Here is a 17413-nt window from a genome sequence, read left to right as displayed (position 1 = left end):
ATCAGCGTGCGCGCTGCCATCATTGTCAATGGTGACAAAAATGATGAACGACCTGGGTGATTAACTCCCGCGTCGGTTTGATAAAAGAGGTATCGATATATTCATCAGGTTGGTGCGCTTGATCGATCGATCCCGGCCCCAATACCAGCGTAGGACAAAGTTCCTGGATGAATGGTGCCTCAGTACAATAATTGACTACGTCGGTTTTCGTACCCAACAATTTTTCGACCACGGCAACCAGCTGATGATTTGCTGGGCATTCGTAACCCGGAATCGGTGGGTGCAGTTCTTCAATCACAATCCTGCCTGGCCAACGCTTGCTGACTGGCTCCAGAGCATGGTTCAGCATCTCATTGACATCGGAAAGCGTGAGCCCCGGTAATGGTCTGATATCCATATGCAATTCACAGCATGCGCAGATGCGATTTGCGGCATCACCACCATGAATGTGTCCGAAATTCATGGTGGGATAGGGAATGGCGAAACCGTCATGATGAAAGCGCTCTTTCAATGAATTACGCAACTGCATCAGGTGAGTAATGGATTCATGCATCAGTTCAATGGCATTGACGCCCCGCGCCGGATCGCTCGAATGACCTGATTGGCCCGTAATACGGATCGCGTTCGACATGTGGCCTTTGTGGGCACGTACCGGTTTCAGCGAAGTCGGCTCACCAATAATGGCGCAATCCGGACGAAGCGTCGTCGATTTTGCAAAATAGCTTGCGCCCGCCATGCTGGTTTCTTCGTCCGCCGTTGCCAGAATATACAGCGGTTTATTCAGTTTGCTGGTATCAATGTCGCGCAGCGCATCAAGGATAAAAGCGAAGAAACCTTTCATGTCCGCAGTACCGAGACCATACAGCTTATTGTCGTGTTCAGTCAGCGTGAAGGGGTCACGGGTCCAGCGGCCATCGTCAAAGGGAACAGTGTCCGTATGCCCGGCGAGCAACAGCCCGCCGCTTCCGCTGCCAATACTGGCCAACATGTTGAATTTGTTACGCGTATGGGGCACAGGTTGGGTTTCAACCTGAAAGCCCAGATCGCGGAACCACCCGGCCAGCAAATTGATTAACGCCTCATTGCTTTGATCCAGTGCGCTGTCTGTGGCGCTGATCGAAGGTGTCGCGATTAACGCCCGGTATAACTCAATAAAAGGAGGTAATTTCATCTTCACTGTTGACAGCCTTTAGTTAGGATAGTATCAATATTCATGCAATAATTATGAATAAAAATACATTAAGCTTGTGCGTAAGGGAACCGGGTCAAGTGCCAGGGCCTCATAAAACGTCAATGCTCAATCTCGCGGGTGAACAGCGAAGCAACGCTGGTGAACCCTGTTACCTGTATTAAGTACGTAAGTACAGAAAGTAAGAAGGTGAACGGATCCCATGTTGAATACGCTGATTGTTGGTGCCAGCGGCTATGCCGGAGCGGAGCTTGCGGCCTACCTGAATCGCCACCCACACATGAACATAACCGCTTTAACGGTTTCAGCGCAAAGTGCAGATGCAGGAAAATTGCTTTCCGATCTGCATCCGCAGTTCAAGGGTGTTATCGATCTCCCTGTTTTACCGCTGAAAAATGTGGCTGAAGCAGCAAAAGGTGTCGATGTAGTTTTTTTAGCGACTGCCCATGAAGTCAGTCATGACCTGGCACCGCAGTTCCTTGATGCGGGTTGTGTCGTGTTCGATCTCTCTGGCGCCTTCCGTGTCAGCCAACCTGAGTTTTACAACGAATATTACGGTTTTACCCATCAACACCCCGATTTGCTGGAGCAGGCGGTCTATGGTCTGGCAGAGTGGCAGGCAGAAAAACTCAAAGAGGCAAAACTGATCGCCGTACCGGGATGTTATCCAACGGCATCACAACTGGCGCTGAAACCCCTGGTTGAAAACCAATTGCTAAATAACGACCAATGGCCGGTGATTGATGCCACCAGTGGCGTCAGCGGTGCCGGTCGCAAGGCCAGCATGGGCAACAGCTTCTGTGAAGTCAGCCTGCAACCCTACGGCCTGTTCAATCACCGTCACCATCCTGAAATAACTGCGCATCTGGGGATCCCGGTGATCTTTACCCCGCACCTCGGCAACTTCCCCCGTGGGATTCTGGCAACCATCACCTGCCGCCTGAAGGCGGGCGTGACGGCACAGGATGTCGCTGAAGCCTATCACAACGCTTATCAAGACAAACCGCTGGTCCGAGTTTACAAACAGGGCGTTCCGGCATTGAAAGCGGTGGTGGGTTTACCGTTCTGCGATATTGGCTTTGCGGTGAAAGGCGAACACCTGATCATCGTGGCAGCCGAAGATAACCTGCTGAAAGGTGCGGCGGCGCAGGCGGTACAGTGCATGAATTTACGCTTTGGTTTCCCGGAAACACAATCACTACTGTAATGTTATTCAGACATATTAAATTCAGAAAAAACAGGTTGAGGCGCAAACATCTATGAACCCATTAATTATTAAATTAGGTGGCGTGTTACTGGACAGCGAAGAAGCGCTTGAGCGTCTCTTCATGGCGCTGGTGGCCTATCGGCAGCAACATCAACGCCCATTGATTATCGTTCATGGCGGCGGTTGCCTGGTCGATGAGTTAATGAAGCAACTTTCGCTCCCGGTGGTGAAAAAAGCCGGTCTGCGTGTGACGCCTGCCGATCAAATCGACGTCATTACCGGTGCTCTGGCGGGTACTGCGAATAAAACCCTGCTGGCCTGGGCAACGAAAGTGAAAATCAACGCGGTTGGCCTGTGTCTGGGCGATGGCGAAATGGTTAAGGTGACTCAGCTTGCCGAAGAGTTAGGTCACGTAGGCAAGGCGGAGGCAGGTTCCCCGGCGTTGATGCAAACGCTGCTGGGCGCAGGCTATCTGCCAATCGTCAGTTCCATCGGGATCACTGTTGATGGTGAACTGATGAACGTGAATGCCGATCAGGCTGCAACGGCGTTGGCCGCCACTCTCGGTGCCGATCTGATTCTGCTGTCCGATGTCAGCGGTATTCTTGACGGCAAAGGCCAGCGCATTGCTGAAATGACAGCACAAAAAGCCGAGGAGTTGATCGCTCAGGGCATCATCACCGACGGTATGGTCGTGAAAGTGAATGCTGCGCTGGATGCAGCCCGCACGTTGGGTCGCCCGGTGGATATCGCCAGTTGGCGTCACGCCGATCAACTCCCGGCTCTGTTTAATGGCGTGGCAATTGGCACGCGGATCCTGGCATAGCGCCATTTTTAAAGTTCTTATTGAATAAGTTTCAAGGAAATAAACATGCAAACTAAAGGCATCAGCAAAATCGTTCTGGCGTACTCCGGTGGTCTCGATACCTCGGCAATCATTCCGTGGCTGAAAGAGAACTACGGCAACTGCGAAGTCATCGCATTCGTGGCGGATATCGGCCAGGAACGTGCGGATCTGGAAGGCATCGAACAAAAGGCGCTGCGTACCGGAGCTTCAGAGTGCCATGTGGTTGATCTTCGTGAAGAATTTATCAGCGAATATGTATATCCCGTATTGCAGACCGGCGCACTGTATGAAGGCAGCTATCTGCTGGGTACGTCAATGGCCCGTCCCCTGATCGCCAAGGCGCAGGTTGAGCTGGCATTGAAAGTGGGTGCAGATGCCGTTGCCCATGGCGCAACCGGCAAAGGGAACGATCAGGTGCGTTTCGAAACCACCTACACCGCACTGGCACCGCAACTCAAAGTGGTTGCGCCTTGGCGTGAGTGGAATCTGCGTTCACGTGAAGCGCTGTTGGATTATCTGAAAGAACGTAACATCCCGACCACCGCATCCCTGGAAAAAATCTATAGCCGTGACGAGAATGCCTGGCATATCTCCACCGAAGGCGGCGTGTTGGAAAGCCCGGCTAACGCAGCAAACAAAGATTGCTGGGCCTGGACTGTTTCCCCGGAAGAAGCGCCGGATGAAGCCGAACTGGTTACCGTTGGCGTTGAAAAAGGCCGCGTTGTTTCCGTTAATGGCAAAGCGTTGAGCCCATACCAGTGTCTGGATGTGCTGAACGGCTTTGGCGTCAAACACGGCATTGGCCGTATCGATATCGTGGAAAACCGTCTGGTGGGCATCAAATCCCGTGGCTGCTATGAAACCCCGGGAGGCACCATCATGATGGCTGCGCTGCGTGGTGTTGAGCAACTGGTTCTGGATCGCGACAGCTTCAAATGGCGTGAACAACTGGGCCACGAAATGTCCTATGTCGTGTACGACGGTCGCTGGTTTGCACCGCTGCGCCAGTCCATTCAGGCTGCGGCAGAAGCCCTGGCGCAGGAAGTGAACGGCGAAGTGGTGATCAAACTGTATAAAGGCCAGGCAACGGCGATTCAGAAAACCTCGGCCAACAGCCTGTATTCAGAAGAGTTTGCAACCTTTGGCGAAGATGAAGTTTACGATCACAGCCATGCGGGCGGCTTTATCCGTCTGTTCTCGCTCTCTTCACGTATCCGTGCATTGAATGCGAAAAAGAATAATCAGTAGTATATTCATAGGCGCCGCAACTATGGCGTCGAAGTCGTAGAAGTATAAGAGAAGGGCACTGCATGCAGTGCCCTTTGTATCAGAATCAGGGAGTAAAATTATGGCACTTTGGGGTGGTCGGTTTACCCAGGCAGCAGATCAACGTTTCAAGCAACTTAACGACTCATTGCGTTTCGATTATCGTCTGGCAGAGCAGGACATTGTCGGATCAGTGGCCTGGTCGAAGGCGCTGGTCACCGTGGGCGTATTAACGGCTGAGGAACAACAACGTTTGCAGGAAGCGCTGACGTTTCTGCTGGAAGAGGTTCAGGCCGATCCCGAAGCGATTGCGCGCAGCGATGCCGAAGACATTCATAGTTGGGTCGAACAAAAGCTGATCGACAAAGTCGGCGATCTGGGTAAAAAACTGCATACCGGACGCAGCCGTAACGATCAGGTCGCAACCGATCTCAAACTGTGGTGCAAAGTGCAGGTGGTCGAGTTGTTGGAGGCGATTCAACGCTTGCAGCATGCGCTGGTGGATACCGCCGAAGCGAATCAGGATGCTGTAATGCCGGGGTATACCCATCTGCAACGTGCACAGCCGGTGACTTTCGCGCATTGGTGCATGGCGTATGTTGAAATGCTGGCCCGTGATGAAAGTCGTTTACGCGATACCCTGACCCGTCTGGATGTCAGTCCGCTGGGCTGTGGCGCATTGGCAGGTACGGCGTATGAGATTGATCGTGAACAACTGGCGGGTTGGCTGGGTTTTGCCTCTGCCACGCGCAACAGTCTGGACAGCGTCTCTGATCGCGATCATGTCTTGGAACTGCTATCAAACGCCGCAATCAGCATGGTGCATTTATCGCGCTTCGCTGAGGATCTGATTTTCTTTAACAGCGGTGAGGCCGGGTTCGTCGATCTCTCCGATCGTGTCACCTCCGGCTCTTCCCTGATGCCACAGAAGAAAAACCCAGATGCACTGGAGCTGATCCGCGGTAAAAGCGGTCGGGTGCAAGGTGCATTGACCGGCATGATGATGACCATGAAGGGTCTGCCGCTCTCCTATAACAAGGATATTCAGGAAGATAAAGAAGGGTTATTTGATGCGCTGGAAACCTGGATGGACTGCCTGAACATGGCTGCACTGGTGCTGGACGGTATTCAGATCAGACGTCCACGCTGCAAAGAGGCGGCAGAGCAGGGGTATGCCAACTCGACGGAATTGGCAGATTATCTGGTGGCGAAGGGGATTCCTTTCCGCGAGGCTCATCATATTGTTGGTGCTGCGGTGGTTGCTGCGATTGCGCAGGGCAAGGCACTGGAGGCATTGCCGTTATCCGAGTTGCAGAAGTTCAGCAGCGTGATTGGTGAAGACGTCTTTCCGATTCTGTCACTGCAATCTTGCCTGGATAAACGCGCAGCAAAAGGCGGGGTGTCACCTCGTCAGGTTGCACAAGCCATTGCCGATGCAAGACAACGTTTGAGCTAACGAATGAGTACGAAATGCGGATTGCCCTGCGCGATCCGCATTACCCCGCCAGTCGGGAGCACAGATAACGATTCAGGCTGACTCCTTCTTCCAGCGCCAGTGTCGCAAGTCGTCGGTGCTGCTCAGGCGGCATACGAAGGACTAATTTGCCACTAAAGTTTTTTTCTGCGATGGGTATTGGGGGGATTTCTCCAACCGCCAGCATTTCTCTTACGACACTGCTGACTAAAGTGATAACACCTTCAAGCGCCGCTGCGGCTGACGCATCGAGCCAGGAAAGCGCTGGAAATTCAGCACATAAGCCGACAAACTCCTGATCCTCCGCGGACCAGGTAATCCGATAAGTGTAGTGGTCAGTATTACTCATTCTCCATGCGCTCCAGTTTGTCTATTGCTGCAATGACTTGTTTGACCTGGTAAATTTTCGCCATTCCATTTTTTCCTCGCTGTATGTTAATCCTCGGATCACCCAGTCAAGGCGTCGCGTAAACTTTATGGCTGGTGGCATCCTGACGGGCTTTACCAAATAAAAACGAGCAAACCTTTACCAGATCGTTAAATTTCACCCCTGCGGGATTAATTCTCAGTTTGTTTATCCGCTGCGCAATATCCTGCATTGTCACTCCAATAATAGTACCACTATTGATATCATTTCAAGTCGGATTATTGAAATCATCGGCACAGTGATCGAAATGAGAAGAGTCAGCAAGCAAGGGGATAAAATTCAGCGGCGTGCCTCGACAAAAATATCGAGGCTCAAAAAGAAGCGGTTTAATCGCCAGGACAACGTTGGCAACGCTCGGCTTCGGCATCACCGATTTTCAGTTTGCTTTGCAGATTGCGAAGCGCGGTACGTAAACCTTCTTCGATCACCGGATGATAGAACGGCATATCCAGCATTTGATCGACCGTCATTTGCTGTTGATGTGCCCAGGCCAATAAATGTGCGAGGTGTTCTGCGTCCGGGCCCATCATTTCAGCGCCAAGAAACTTGCCCGTTCCTTGCTCACCATAGACACGCAGTATGCCCTTGTTGCGCAGCATGACTCGCGAACGCCCCTGATTCTCAAAAGAGACTTCACCAATATCAAAACAGCCACAGGCGCTGAATTTCTGCGTCAGTTCATGGTAGGTCGAGCCAACCATGGCGATTTGAGGATCGGAGAACACGACCGAAATGAGGCTCCGGCGCAGACCTGGCGTCACTTCAGGATAGCCACCGGCATTATTGCCAGCGATGCGTGCCTGGTCGCTGGCTTCATGCAGCAATGGCAACTGGTTGCTGGCATCACCTGCAATAAAGATATGCGGCACGCTGGTCTGCAGGGTCAGACGATCGGCAATGGGTACGCCCCGCGCATCACGTTGCAGGGCGGTATTTTCCAATGACAAATTGTCGACATTCGGACGGCGACCCGTGGCGGCCAGCACGTAATCCACCAGGATTTCCTGCGGCTTGCCCTGTAAGTCCTGATAGCGGATAAAGACTTTATCGCCTTCACGCTGCATGATTTCTACTTTCGCGTTGGGATCAAGATAAAACTCTTCTCCCAGCGTTTTGCTGGCATAGTCGCGGACGCGGTTGTCAGTCAACGGACCAATGGCACCGCCCACACCAAACATTTTCACGCTGACACCGAGACGATGCAGTGCCTGACCCAATTCGATGCCGATGACGCCAGGCCCAAATATGGCCACTGATTCCGGCAGATCGTCCCAGTTGAAAACGTCATCGTTGATAATCAAACGGTCACCCAAATCGTTCCAGGCAGCGGGCCAGGAGGGACGTGAACCGGTTGCGATGACGATTCTTTGCGCCACAATGCGCGTATGGTCGTCGACCTGCAGCGTATTGTCATCAATAAAGCGGGCATAGCCGGAAATTTTGTCATGGGCGGGGATGCTATCAACCCCTTCCAGCACAAAACCGACAAAACGGTCGCGCTCACGTTTCACGCGTGCCATGACTTCACGGCCATCGATGCGGATTTCACCCTGCGGATGAATACCAAAACCGGGAGCCCGTTCTATTTGATGAACTGCTTCTGCTGCGGCAATCAATAATTTGGAGGGCATACAGCCAACGCGCGCGCAGGTGGTGCCATAAGGACCGCCTTCGATCATCACGACGCTGGGCGTTAACAGTTTTGCGGCGCGAAAGGCACCTAATCCCGCCGTTCCGCCACCGATCACCGCGACATCCACATGTAATTCTTTCATTTGCTACTCCTGACGCTAAAAAAAAGGCGGGCTCAAGCCCGCCAAAGTTCACGTTGGCTTCTTCTCGTTATTATCAGGCAGTAAATAAGGCTTCGAGATCGTCGCTGCCACCGATATGGCGACCGCCGATAAAGACTTGTGGAACCGTCGCACGGCCAGTTACAGCGCGCAGGCTGACAGTTGTGGCGTCTTTGCCGAGGACGATTTCTTCATACTGAATGCCGCGCTCTTGCAGCATCTGTTTAGCTTTGGCGCAGAACGGGCAACCCGGTTTGGTAAACAGGGAGACAGATTCCTGAATTTTAAAATCCGGAGCCAGGTATTTCAGCATGGTGTCTGCGTCGGATACTTCAAACGGGTCGCCAGGTTTGTTTGGCTCGATAAACATTTTTTGTACCACACCGTTGCGAACCAGCATGGAGTAACGCCATGAACGAGGACCAAAACCGAGGTCAGCTTTTTCAACCAGCATTTCCATGCCTTTGGTGAATTCGCCGTTACCGTCTGGAATGAAGGTAATGTTTTCAGCATGTTGATCGGCTTTCCATGCATTCATCACGAAAGTATCATTGACGGAAACGCACAGAATGCTATCAACACCGTGGGATTTAAATACGCTGGACAGTTCGTTGTAACGTGGCAAATGGCTGGAAGAACAGGTTGGCGTAAATGCGCCGGGAAGTGAAAACAGGATAACCGTTTTGTTTTTAAACAGATCGTCGGTAGTAACGTCGACCCACTTATCCCCTTGACGAGTGTGGAAAGTGACTTGAGGGACGTGTTTACCTTCTAAATTTGAGAACATGAATAACTCCTTAATTAATAATGCTAAATATAAATCTTTAGTCAATTTTGTTTCGTTGGGCACATTATTCACTTCTGGGCTTGATAGTTCTAATCGTTGATTGCTATCTTATTCATTGCCATGAGCTATCATGGGTCGGAGGAAAAATGAACATTCGTGATTTAGAGTATTTGGTTGCCTTGGCGGAGCATCGCCATTTCCGTCGTGCCGCGGATTCCTGCCACGTCAGCCAGCCCACCTTGAGCGGCCAGATCCGCAAACTGGAAGATGAGTTGGGTGTGATGCTGCTCGAACGTACCAGCCGTAAAGTGTTGTTTACCCAAGCCGGGTTACTGTTGGTCGATCAGGCTCGTACCGTGCTGCGCGAAGTTAAAGTTCTGAAAGAGATGGCCAGCCAGCAGGGTGAAACCATGGCCGGGCCCTTGCACATCGGGCTTATTCCCACCGTTGGGCCATATCTGTTACCGCACATTATCCCTATGCTTCATGAAACATTTCCTAAACTGGAGATGTATTTGCATGAGGCCCAGACTCAGCAACTCTTGGCGCAGCTTGATAGCGGTAAGCTGGATTGTGCCATTCTGGCGTTGGTTAAAGAGACCCAGGCATTTATCGAAGTACCGTTATTTGATGAGCCGATGCAATTGGCCGTCTACAACGGCCACCCGTGGGCCGACCGTGAGCAAGTTGCGATGGCCGAACTGTCGGGTGAGAAATTGCTGATGCTGGAAGACGGGCATTGTCTGCGCGATCAGGCCTTGGGCTTCTGTTTCCAGGCGGGAGCGGATGAAGATACGCATTTCCGGGCTACCAGTCTTGAGACATTGCGCAATATGGTAGCGGCAGGCAGCGGTATCACCCTGTTGCCGTCGCTGGCGGTGCCAAACGTACGCAAACGCGATGGCGTGAGTTATCTGAAATGCTTCAAACCAGAGCCGAAGCGCACCATTGCGTTGGTGTATCGCCCCGGCTCCCCACTGCGTGGCCGCTATGAGCAACTGGCAGAATCGATTAAAGAACACATGCAGAACTATATGGATGCACCGCTAAAAGAGGCGGTTTAAACCGTTTAGTGCGGCAACCCGATAGGCTTCTGCCATGGTGGGGTAGTTGAAGGTGGTATTAACGAAATATTCGATAGTATTGCCTTCCCCTTTCTGTTCCATAATTGCCTGACCGATATGAATGATCTCCGCAGCGCGTTCACCAAAACAGTGAATGCCCAGGATCTCTTTCGTTTCGCGATGGAACAACAACTTGAGACTGCCGACGCTCATACCTGCGATTTGCGCCCGTGCCAGATGCTTGAACTGAGCGCGGCCAACTTCGTAAGGGACTTTCATCGCCGTCAGTTCCTGCTCGGTTTTACCCACGGAGCTGATTTCTGGAATGGTGTAGATCCCGGTTGGAATGTTTTCAATCAAATGGACTTTTGCTTCACCCTGAATCATCGCCTGTGCTGCGATACGGCCTTGATCATAGGCAGCGGAAGCCAGGCTCGGGTAACCAATCACGTCGCCTACCGCGTAAATATGTGACAGCGCGGTTTGATACATACTGTTAACTTTCAGCAAACCACGGCTGTCGGCATGCAGGTTGATTTTTTCCAGCCCCATTCCTTCCGTGTTCCCGGTTCGGCCATTGGCATAAAGCAGGCAATCTGCTTTCACTTTCTTGCCCGATTTCAGATGAACAATCACCCCGTCTTCCACGCCCTCAATCTGCTCGAACTCTTCGTTGTGGCGGATAACGACGCCGTTATTCCAGAAGTGGTAAGAGAGGGCATCTGACATTTCCTGATCGAGGAAAGCGAGCAAACGGTCGCGGGTATTAATCAAATCGACTTTGACGCTCAGTCCACGGAAAATCGAGGCATATTCACAGCCGATAACGCCAGCACCATAGATGATGACATGGCGCGGTTCGTGGCTCAGTTCAAGAATCGAGTCGCTGTCATAAATGCGTGGATGCGTGAAATCAACATCAGCGGGGTGATACGGGCGCGAGCCGCAGGCAATCACGATATTCTTGGCGCTCAGCAAATCTTGCGTACCGTCGGGATAGCGCACGCTGAGGGTGTTGGCATCAACAAAGCTCGCATTACCCGAAAAAAGTTGGCACTGATTACGTTCATAGAAACCCTGGCGCATACGGATTTGCTGGTTAATGACGGAGTCAGCATGGCGAAGAATATCGGGGAATGTAGAGCTCATGGTGCGGGAGTTATCGCTGTAGAGCGGATTCTGGTTGAATTCGATAATACGACTGACAGCATGGCGCAGCGCTTTGGACGGGATGGTTCCCCAATGGGTACATCCGCCACCCACGCTATTGTAGCGTTCTATCACCGCAACGCGGGCGCCCTGTTTTACCAGGCCCATCGCGGCACCTTCACCGCCAGGACCCGAGCCGATAACGATGGCATCAAAATGGAAATGCTGTTGCATGTAGGGGGGCCTATTTTTATACAAAATAACAACTAGATTGTAACATCATAGTCCTGATATCCCAATCAGCCTTAGGCTTTTTGTGGTGTTTATGGGCGTTGTTTCATAACTTGCGCCGCTGTTTCTCGTTTGTATAAAGGCTGTCGTCCTAAAGTTTGGTATAGTGTTCAAACCAATGTGATTCATTAAGACGGAACATTATCTGGACAGGGTTATGGGCGTAAGAGCGCAACAAAAAGAACGCACGCGTCGCTCTTTAATAGAAGCGGCGTTTAGCCAGCTAAGTGCCGAACGCAGTTTCGCCAGCCTTAGCCTACGTGAAGTTTCGCGGGAAGCTGGGATCGCGCCGACCTCTTTTTATCGCCATTTTCGTGATGTAGATGAGTTGGGCCTGACGATGGTGGATGAAAGCGGCTTGATGCTGCGGCAACTTATGCGTCAGGCTCGCCAGCGAATCGCCAAAGGGGGGAGCGTTATCCGCACCTCTGTCTCGACGTTCATGGAGTTCATCGGTAATAATCCCAACGCCTTCCGTCTTCTTTTGCGTGAACGTTCCGGTACTTCTGCTGCGTTCCGTGCTGCTGTTGCCCGGGAGATCCAGCATTTTATTGCGGAACTTGCCGACTATCTGGAAATTGAAAACCATATGCCGCGCAGTTTCACAGAAGCGCAGGCAGAGGCGATGGTCATTATTGTGTTCAATGCAGGTGCTGAAGCGCTGGATGTTGACCTTGACCAACGTCGGCGGCTTGAAGAACGGTTAGTATTGCAACTGCGGATGATTTCCAAAGGGGCTTACTATTGGTATCGTCGCGAACAGGAAAGGCTGGCTGTTTCTCAATCATGAACCGCCAGGCAAAACCAGGTAAATAACAGATCAGTATAAATAGGTAAGAAAGATGACAGAACAACCTCGCCGTGAAAACGGAACCCTGTTGCTGGCACTCATTGCTGGTTTATCCATTAATGGTACTTTTGCTGCGCTGTTCAGTTCGGTGGTGCCATTCTCGGTTTTCCCGTTTATCGCACTGGTACTGGCTGTTTACTGCCTGCACCAGCGTTACCTGAATTGTGCGATGCCTGATGGAATGCCAAAACTGGCTTCAGCGTGCTTCTTACTGGGATTATTGTTGTATAGCGCGATTGTCCGGGCTGAATATCCGCAGATTGGCTCTAACTTCCTGCCATCCATCATTAGTGTGGTGTTGGTATTCTGGATTGGCGTCAAACTGAAAAACCGTAAAGTGCTGAACGCAGAGAACTGATTTCATGCATAAGGGCAACTCACTGTATAGACCGGTCTAAAGTGTTACCCATGTGACCGGTCTATTCACACCGTTACCCTTTTAACATTGCGCGTAACTGCGTATCTCGACTATTGATGCATTTCGACTAACCGCGTTTTTCCAGCAATACGCCACACTCCATATGGTGGGTGTATGGGAATTGATCGAAGAGCGCCAAGCGCTGAATACTATGCGTCTGACTCAATGTTGCGAGGTTCGCGCATAAGGTTTCCGGATTACAGGAAATATAGAGAATACGCGGATAGGCCTGTACCATTTTGACCGTTTCATCATCCAGCCCGCTGCGCGGCGGATCGACAAAAATCGTTTCGCACTGATAGTTCGTCAGATCAATATCCTTCAATCGCCGAAATTCACGAACGCCCAGCATGGCTTGGGTGAAGTCCTCTGCGGCCATGCGAATGATCTGCACATTATCAATGTGATTGGCGGCAATATTGTATTGCGCCGCGGCCACTGAAGGTTTGGCGATTTCCGTTGCCAGCACCCGGTTGAAATTGCGCGCCAACGCCAATGAAAAATTACCGTTACCGCAATAAAGCTCCAGTAAATCACCCTGGGAACCTTGAGTGACATCCAGCGCCCATTCGAGCATGTGAATATTCATTTCCGCATTGGGCTGGGTAAAACTATTCTCAACCTGACGATAAATCATGTCCTGGCCCGCAACCGGCAGACACTCATCAACGTAGTCATGATCGAGCATGATTTTGATCTTCACGGCGCGTCCAATCAGTTGCAAATCAAAACCTTGCTGGCGCAAAGCATCCCGCAAGCTCACGGCGTGCTGACGCCATTCCTCATCGATTTTGCGGTGATAGAGCAGTGAGGTGACGATCTTGCCGTTGCGGGTCGACAAAAAGTCGATTTGGAACAGCTTGCGGCGTAACTCTGGTTGCAGTTTGATCGCTTCAAGCAGTACGGGCATCAACTGGTTGATTAATTCACTGGCCGCCGGGAATTGATCGACACGGATGCGCTGCTTGGTCTGCTGGTCAAACATGATGTAGTAAAGATCGCCCTCATCATGCCAGACGCGAAACTCCGCCCGCATACGATAGTGGCTACGTGGTGATTGGAACACTTCTGCTTCTGGCGCACTGAACGGCGCCATTAATGCCGCCAGGCGGGCACTCTTTTCCGCCAGTTGTTCGTCATAGTGTTCAATGGGCAGGGTATCTGGCGTCATGGTTACTCTCGTCTGGCTGTCGTTAATCGGTGTAATGGCGGGAATTGTAGGGAAAGCCTGAATGAAGTCCAGTTTTGTTGCGTTTATTATTTGTAACACCAATGGAAGTCTAGACATCTATTTACATTGATCGTAGCATTACGATCCGGCCTCAAACCATGAGTTAAAAGGGAATCCGGTGTAAATCCGGAACTGACGCGCAGCGGTAAGGGGAAGTCAAGGCGAGTGCCAAAAGCAGACACTGTTCTTCAGAGAATGGGAAGTCATCGCCGGGTGCGTATTTTCTTCAGGAAATAATCAGCAATCCCAAGTCCGAAAACCTGCCGGTATTACGTCGCAATATTCAGAGCCGTCGCGAGTTATCGGTTGTGATTTCCTGCGGCATCCTGCCAATTAAGTTTGGATGCTTTCTCATGACAATTAAAAAACATACGCTGCTGACAGTGCTTTCTGTCACGGCATTTTCTGGCTGGGCACAAGACAACGCCAGTACTACCAGCATGGACAAGAGCAGCGATACCCTGGTGGTTACCGCTAACCGTTTCCCTCAACCCGTTTCATCCGTATTGGCACCGGCCAGCGTCGTTACCCGCAATGATATCGACCGTTGGCAGTCAAAAAACCTGGATGATGTGATGCGGCGTTTACCGGGTGTGGACATTGCGCGCAACGGTGGCTTGGGGCAGAAAAGCTCGCTGTTTATCCGTGGTACGAACTCCAGTCATGTGCTGATACTGATCGACGGTATTCGCCTCAATCAGGCCGGCGTCAGCGGCTCTTCCGATCTCAGTCAGATCCCGATTTCACTGGTGCAGAGAATCGAATATATCCGTGGGCCGCGTTCAGCCGTTTATGGTTCTGATGCGATTGGCGGTGTAGTGAACATTATCACCACCCGCGAGAAGAACGGCACTACGCTCTCAGCGGGCATGGGATCCAATGGCTATCAGGAATATGACGGTTCAACCCAACAGCAATTGGGTGACAGTACCGTTGCGACACTGGCGGGTAACTACACCTATACCAAAGGGTATGATGTGGTTGCCTATGGCAGTACCGGTCTGGAAAGCCAGCAGGATCGCGATGGTTTTATGAGTAAGTCGCTGTATGGCGCTGTTGATCATCAGTTCTCAAACGAGTTCAGCGGATTTGTGCGTGGTTATGGCTATGATAATCGTACGGATTACGATGGTTATTACAGTTCCCCAACCAGCCCACTCGTGGATACGCGCCAGCTGTATAGTCAGACCTGGGATACCGGGTTGCGTTATCAAGACGGGATTTATGCCACGCAATTGATTGGCAGCTACAGTCACAGCAAGGATTACAACTACGATCCCCGCCAGGGTAGGTATGCCGATTCCGCCCGTCTGGATGATTCTGAGCAATATAACCTGCAATGGGGAAATACTTTCCAGGTTGCACATGGAACTGTCAGTGCAGGCGCGGATTGGCAGGAACAAAAAATTCAGCCGGACACAGCTTCGGTCAGTACCGAAACCACCCAGCGCAATACGGGACTTTACCTGACTGGCCAACAGTTGTTTGGGCCGGTAACACTGGAAGGCGCGGTGCGTGGCGATGAAAATTCCGAGTTCGGCTGGCATGGCACCTGGCAGACCAGCGCGGCGTGGGAGTTTGTGGAAGGCTATCGTTTCGTGGCTTCTTACGGCACGGCATTCAAAGCGCCTAACATGAACCAGCTCTACAGCGATTTTTACGGCAACGACGATCTGAAACCGGAAGAGAGCAAGCAGTGGGAAGGGGGCTTCGAGGGGCTAACAGGTTCAGTGACCTGGCGTATATCCGGCTATCGTAATGATATCAGTAACCTGATTGATAGTGAGCCGGTGACTTATCGCTTTTACAACATTGGTGACGCGACAATTAAAGGTGTTGAAGCGACAGCGTCCTTTGAGACCGGCCCGCTGACCCATCAAATCGGTTACGACTACGTTGATCCACGCAATTCCAAGACCAACGAAGTGTTGCTGCGTCGCGCTAAACAACAGGTTAAATATGAATTGGATTGGCAACTGTATGACTTTGATTGGGCGGTCACTTACCAATATCTGGGTGAGCGTTTTGACAACGATTACAGCACCTATCCTGAACAGAGAGTAAAACTTGGCGGCGTCAGCTTATGGGATCTCGCTGTTTCATATCCTGTCACATCACATCTGACAGTTCGTGGTAGAATTGCCAACCTGTTTGATAAAGATTATGAGACGGCATATGGCTACGTTACTCCAGGAAGAGAATACTACCTCACTGGAAGCTATACCTTCTAACACCACCATGATTGTGCGCCCGACGGTGTTGGTTTTTGATTCCGGCGTGGGCGGACTGTCTGTCTACAATGAGATCCGGCTGCTTTTGCCGGATCTGCACTATATATATGCTTTCGATAACGTTGCGTTCCCTTACGGTGAGAAAACGGAAGAGTTCATCGTGGAGCGCGTCGTTGATATTGTCAGTGCCGTCCAGCAACGCCACGCATTGGCGATTATTGTTATTGCCTGCAATACTGCGAGCACGGTTTCTCTTCCTGCATTGCGCCAACGTTTTAACTGCCCGGTTGTCGGCGTGGTTCCTGCGATAAAACCTGCCGCCAAACTGACCCGTAACGGTGTGGTCGGGCTTTTGGCCACCCGTGCAACGGTCAAGCGACCTTATACCCTCGATCTTGTTGCCCGTTTCGCGACAGACTGCCAGATATTGATGCTGGGGTCGTCTGAGTTGGTCGAAATTGCTGAGGCCAAGTTACATGGCGAGCCAGTATCCCTTCCTGCATTGCAGAAAATCCTGCGTCCCTGGCTAAAGATGCCAGAACCGCCGGATACCGTGGTGCTCGGGTGTACTCACTTTCCTTTACTTGCAGATGAATTGGTTCAAGTATTGCCAGACGGTACGCGGCTGGTGGATTCCGGTGCAGCTATCGCCCGTCGCACGGTATGGCTTATTTCTTCCCAGACAAATTTGATCTCCTCGCAAGAAGAGAACATTGCGTACTGTATGGACTTTAATGCTGATACTGCTGCTTTATTGCCCGTTTTGCAGAGTTATGGTTTCACTTCGCTGAAAAAACTGCCAATTTAACGTCGCTTTGGCTAAAGATTCAGCGCTTGAAAAGTTTTTTGAAATTAGGGGTTGCAGGCTGACAAGAACTCCCTATAATGCGCCTCCACTGACCGGGAACAACGACTCCTCCAGCGAGACCAAGTCGCCCAGCCAGGAAGGGATAAGCCAGTGAAAACACTGTTTCTTTTAAAAGAAAAATGCTTGACTCTTCGGCGGGAAAGCGTATTATCTGCCTCCCGCGTTACCGGGTTTTGCCGTTGACACCACGTGTCCTGCAAAAAACGTAACGAACGCTCTTTAACAATTTATCAGACAATCTGTGTGGGCACTCACAAGACAATATCCACCGTCGAAAGACGGACAAAAGATAACAAGTCTTGAAGAGTGACCAAAGCAGTA

At 51.3% G+C, this 17413-nt stretch carries 16 protein-coding genes and 1 riboswitch; of the genes, 9 read left to right on the top strand and 7 right to left on the bottom strand.

Going from position 1 to position 17413, the window contains the following annotated elements; all coding sequences use genetic code 11:
- Positions 1 to 25: 25 nt before the first annotated feature.
- The gene (gene argE, locus DRI82_RS15205) at positions 26 to 1177 is read right to left on the bottom strand and encodes an acetylornithine deacetylase (RefSeq protein WP_114194760.1); all 1152 of its coding nucleotides are present in this window, start codon (positions 1175 to 1177) and stop codon (positions 26 to 28) included.
- 214 nt (positions 1178 to 1391) lie between these two features.
- Here argE and argC point away from each other — a divergent pair, with 214 nt between their 5' ends.
- The 4 genes from argC to argH all read left to right on the top strand — a co-directional run bounded on the left by argC (position 1392) and on the right by argH (position 5965).
- A complete protein-coding gene (gene argC, locus DRI82_RS15200) occupies positions 1392 to 2396 on the top strand; it encodes an N-acetyl-gamma-glutamyl-phosphate reductase (protein ID WP_114194759.1) in 1005 nt (334 codons plus the stop codon).
- A gap of 52 nt (positions 2397 to 2448) precedes the next feature.
- Positions 2449 to 3222 carry an acetylglutamate kinase gene (argB, locus tag DRI82_RS15195; RefSeq protein ID WP_114194758.1) on the top strand — a complete coding sequence of 258 codons (774 nt, stop codon included), beginning with the start codon at positions 2449 to 2451 and terminating at the stop codon, positions 3220 to 3222.
- A 45-nt stretch (positions 3223 to 3267) separates the two neighbouring features.
- Positions 3268 to 4491: an argininosuccinate synthase gene (locus DRI82_RS15190; RefSeq protein WP_114194757.1), complete on the top strand. Its 1224-nt coding sequence runs from the start codon at positions 3268 to 3270 to the stop codon at positions 4489 to 4491.
- A gap of 100 nt (positions 4492 to 4591) precedes the next feature.
- The gene (gene argH, locus DRI82_RS15185) at positions 4592 to 5965 is read left to right on the top strand and encodes an argininosuccinate lyase (RefSeq protein ID WP_114194756.1); all 1374 of its coding nucleotides are present in this window, start codon (positions 4592 to 4594) and stop codon (positions 5963 to 5965) included.
- 40 nt (positions 5966 to 6005) lie between these two features.
- Here argH and DRI82_RS15180 read toward each other — a convergent pair whose 3' ends face one another.
- The 4 genes from DRI82_RS15180 to DRI82_RS15165 form a co-directional block, all read right to left on the bottom strand.
- Complete coding sequence (locus DRI82_RS15180) at positions 6006 to 6332, bottom strand: type II toxin-antitoxin system HicB family antitoxin (RefSeq protein ID WP_114194755.1); 327 nt, start codon at positions 6330 to 6332, stop codon at positions 6006 to 6008.
- A 106-nt stretch (positions 6333 to 6438) separates the two neighbouring features.
- Positions 6439 to 6582, bottom strand: coding sequence for a hypothetical protein (locus DRI82_RS24355; protein WP_245956858.1), 144 nt, complete (start codon positions 6580 to 6582; stop codon positions 6439 to 6441).
- A gap of 154 nt (positions 6583 to 6736) precedes the next feature.
- Positions 6737 to 8185, bottom strand: a complete 1449-nt coding sequence (locus DRI82_RS15170; RefSeq protein WP_114194754.1) for a dihydrolipoyl dehydrogenase — start codon at positions 8183 to 8185, stop codon at positions 6737 to 6739.
- 73 nt (positions 8186 to 8258) lie between these two features.
- Positions 8259 to 8990 (bottom strand): glutathione peroxidase, encoded by a 732-nt coding sequence (locus DRI82_RS15165; protein ID WP_114194753.1) that lies wholly within the window; start codon positions 8988 to 8990, stop codon positions 8259 to 8261.
- Positions 8991 to 9136: 146 nt separating this feature from the next.
- On the opposite strand from DRI82_RS15165, the gene oxyR reads away from it, so the two are divergent.
- A complete protein-coding gene (gene oxyR / locus DRI82_RS15160) occupies positions 9137 to 10054 on the top strand; it encodes a DNA-binding transcriptional regulator OxyR (protein ID WP_114194752.1) in 918 nt (305 codons plus the stop codon).
- On the opposite strand, the gene sthA is transcribed toward oxyR, so the two are convergent.
- Positions 10037 to 11437 carry a Si-specific NAD(P)(+) transhydrogenase gene (gene sthA, locus DRI82_RS15155; RefSeq protein WP_114194751.1) on the bottom strand — a complete coding sequence of 467 codons (1401 nt, stop codon included), beginning with the start codon at positions 11435 to 11437 and terminating at the stop codon, positions 10037 to 10039. The two genes, oxyR and sthA, sit on opposite strands and share 18 nt — an antisense overlap.
- Positions 11438 to 11651: 214 nt before the next feature.
- Here sthA and fabR point away from each other — a divergent pair, with 214 nt between their 5' ends.
- Both fabR and DRI82_RS15145 read left to right on the top strand, forming a co-directional pair.
- Positions 11652 to 12284 carry an HTH-type transcriptional repressor FabR gene (gene fabR / locus DRI82_RS15150; RefSeq protein WP_170138720.1) on the top strand — a complete coding sequence of 211 codons (633 nt, stop codon included), beginning with the start codon at positions 11652 to 11654 and terminating at the stop codon, positions 12282 to 12284.
- A 52-nt stretch (positions 12285 to 12336) separates the two neighbouring features.
- The gene (locus tag DRI82_RS15145; RefSeq protein WP_114194749.1) at positions 12337 to 12702 is read left to right on the top strand and encodes a YijD family membrane protein; all 366 of its coding nucleotides are present in this window, start codon (positions 12337 to 12339) and stop codon (positions 12700 to 12702) included.
- Positions 12703 to 12829: 127 nt separating this feature from the next.
- Here the strand turns inward: DRI82_RS15145 and trmA are convergent, their stop codons facing one another.
- Positions 12830 to 13933 carry a tRNA (uridine(54)-C5)-methyltransferase TrmA gene (gene trmA / locus DRI82_RS15140; RefSeq protein WP_114194748.1) on the bottom strand — a complete coding sequence of 368 codons (1104 nt, stop codon included), beginning with the start codon at positions 13931 to 13933 and terminating at the stop codon, positions 12830 to 12832.
- A gap of 132 nt (positions 13934 to 14065) precedes the next feature.
- Positions 14066 to 14275: riboswitch (cobalamin riboswitch) on the top strand.
- A gap of 71 nt (positions 14276 to 14346) precedes the next feature.
- On the opposite strand from trmA, the gene btuB reads away from it, so the two are divergent.
- Positions 14347 to 16224 carry a TonB-dependent vitamin B12 receptor BtuB gene (gene btuB, locus DRI82_RS15135; protein WP_114194747.1) on the top strand — a complete coding sequence of 626 codons (1878 nt, stop codon included), beginning with the start codon at positions 14347 to 14349 and terminating at the stop codon, positions 16222 to 16224.
- Positions 16169 to 17032, top strand: a complete 864-nt coding sequence (murI, locus tag DRI82_RS15130; protein WP_114194746.1) for a glutamate racemase — start codon at positions 16169 to 16171, stop codon at positions 17030 to 17032. The genes btuB and murI overlap by 56 nt, the downstream gene beginning before the upstream one ends.
- Positions 17033 to 17413 lie beyond the last annotated feature (381 nt).

The sequence above is a fragment of the Edaphovirga cremea genome (assembly GCF_003332275.1).
Taxonomy (GTDB): Bacteria; Pseudomonadota; Gammaproteobacteria; order Enterobacterales; family Enterobacteriaceae; genus Edaphovirga; species Edaphovirga cremea.
The sequence above is the reverse complement of the archived record's forward strand: the minus strand, read 5'-3'. Positions and strand labels throughout refer to the sequence as shown.